At 70.2% G+C, this 2,217-nt stretch carries 2 protein-coding genes and 1 pseudogene; all 3 read right to left on the bottom strand.

Features of this window, described 5'->3' with window-relative positions:
- Nucleotides 1–685, bottom strand: a pseudogene (locus tag ABNT58_RS29530) (hypothetical protein); the annotation flags it as partial.
- Between the two features lie 76 nt (nt 686–761).
- Entirely contained in the window at nt 762–1,316 is a 555-nt protein-coding gene (gene efp / locus ABNT58_RS29535) for an elongation factor P (RefSeq protein ID WP_250195648.1), read from the bottom strand.
- A 193-nt stretch (nt 1,317–1,509) separates the two neighbouring features.
- Nucleotides 1,510–2,217: elongation factor P maturation arginine rhamnosyltransferase EarP (gene earP / locus ABNT58_RS29540; RefSeq protein WP_348756918.1), on the bottom strand; the 708-nt coding region annotated here is incomplete at its 5' end.

Genomic DNA, 2,217 nt, shown 5'->3' on the forward strand with positions numbered 1-2,217 from the left:
GCAGGCCCGCGCGGGCCAGGGCCTGCGCACAGGCGGCGCCGGCCAGCCCGGCGCCCAGCACCAGCACCTCGTCGCCCGGCTGGGCGGCCGGGCCGGTGACGTCCTGCACGCGGGGCACGAAGCGGGGCGCATAACGCGCCTGCAGCAGAGTTTGCGAAGCCGCTTCCACCACGAAGCCCGCGGCGCGCAGGCCTTTTGAAAGGTCCGTCGTGGTCGCGGCCACCGCGGCCGCCAGCGTGGCTTGCGGCGCTGCCAGGCTGCCTAGCCGGCGCAGCAGGTGGTCGTCCCAGCCGGGGCCGGCCAGCAGCAGCGCATCGGCCTGCAGGCGCAGCGCGCGCAAACCTTCGCGCAGCACCTGGTGGTGGGAGTTGCCGGCCTGCAGCCCGGGCGGTTGCAAGAGGTCGACGGTCAGCCTGCTGCCATCGGCCAGCGCAGGCATGGGCAGCCGCTGAAGCCCCGGCACACTCACCCCCGCGCCAGCCGCCAAAGGCTGCGCCGCGGTGAGCAGCAGCACCACCTGCAGCCGCCGGCAACGCTGCGCATCGCCTTCCCAGGCCTGTCGCAGTGCGGCCAGCAGCACATCGGCTTGGCCACCCATCGCCAGCAGCACGAAGCGCTCTTGCCCCGCCCAGCGCGCCGGCAGGCCGGCGGCGCGCAGCAAGTCCAGCGCATCGCTCGCCGTCATCGCCGCCGCCATGAAAAAAGGGCACCGAGGTGCCCTTGATCCTGCAGGCTGGCCGTGGCCACTGCGTGCATCGCGTTCAGACGCGCTTGCGGTATTCGTGGGTGCGGGTGTCGATTTCGATCTTGTCGCCGCTTTCCACGAACAGCGGAACCGAGATCTCGAAGCCGGTGCCGACGATCTTGGCAGGCTTCATCACCTTGCCCGAGGTGTCGCCCTTGACGGCCGGCTCGGTCTCGATCTCGCGCACCACGGTGGTGGGCAGTTCGACCGAGATGGCCTTGCCGTCGTAGAACACCACTTCCACGGGCATGTTGTCTTCGAGGTAGCTGATGGCGTCGCCCATGTTCTCGGCTTCCACCTCGAACTGGTTGTACTCGGAGTCCATGAACACGTACATCGGGTCGGCGAAGTACGTGTAGGTGCACTCCTTCTTGTCCAGGATGATCTGGTCCATCTTGTCGTCGGCCTTGAAGACGACTTCGGCCCCGCCGCCGTTCAGCAGGTTCTTCATCTTGATGCGCACCGTGGCAGCGCCGCGGCCACCGCGGCTGTATTCGGTACGCAGCACCACCATCGGGTCCTTGCCCTGCATGATGACGTTGCCTGCGCGGATTTCCTGTGCGAGTTTCATAGCGGCTCTCTTGGTTCGGTGGGCGTCGCTTGCCGCCTGGGCGCTGCGCCGGCCCGGTGTGCGGGTGGCGCTGGCACTTCTGCAGCTTGCGAAGCATTGCGTATCGGTTTTGCGGCAGATCGCGACGCCGTGTCGCGCGGGCGGCTGTGGCCAGCCGGTGTTACAGGCTGGTCGCAGTGCCACGCAGAGCCCGCTATTCTAGCCTGCCGGCCTTGGCCGCGCAAAACTGCAGCAGCTGGGTCACCAGGTCGGGCTGCAGCAGCAGGGCTTGGCGCCAGCGCTGGCTGGCGGCGCGCCAGTCGACGATCGGCGGCCACGCATCGGGCCAGGGCCCCAGGCCGTTCCAGGCCCACCACAGCGCGTGCCGTGGCGCAGCCACCCGACCGTCCATGGCGGCCACCGCGCCGTCCACCGCCGCCATGCGGTCCAGCAAGGCCTGCAGCTTGGCCACGTGCGCATCGTCGTGCTGCGGGTAGATGTGCCACACGAAGGGCGCGCCGGCCCACATGGCCCGCACGATGGAGTCTTCGCCGCGCGCGAAGTTGAGGTCGCAGCTCCACAGCAGCCGGTCGAAGTCGGGCTGGCTGAGCCAGGGCAGGGCGTGCAGCCGCAGGTGGCGCGGCGCGGCCGGCGCCTGGGCCAGCGCGGCGGCCTGCGAAGAGCCGGCGCACACCAGCACCAGCGTGGGCTGGTCGTCCAGCCGTTGCAGCAACTCGCCGAAGGGCGCGGAGGGATAAGCGAACAGGCTGACCACCCGCTCACCCGGCCGCCGCTGCAGCCCCAGGCCGGCCAGCCAGGCATCACGGTCGAAGGCGGCCTGCGCCTCGGCCAGGCCCCGCTCGCGCAGCAGGCCGCCGGTGCGCGCGGTAAAGCCGGGGTAGAAGAACCACTTCATCAGCCC

Source organism: uncultured Aquincola sp. (assembly GCF_964001545.1).
Classification (GTDB): Bacteria; Pseudomonadota; Gammaproteobacteria; order Burkholderiales; family Burkholderiaceae_C; genus Aquincola.

Bases quoted from the DNA above. Each gene is read 5' to 3' on its own strand.
- efp (WP_250195648.1), bottom strand. From the start codon at position 1,316: ATGAAACTCGCACAGGAAATCCGCGCAGGCAACGTCATCATGCAGGGC.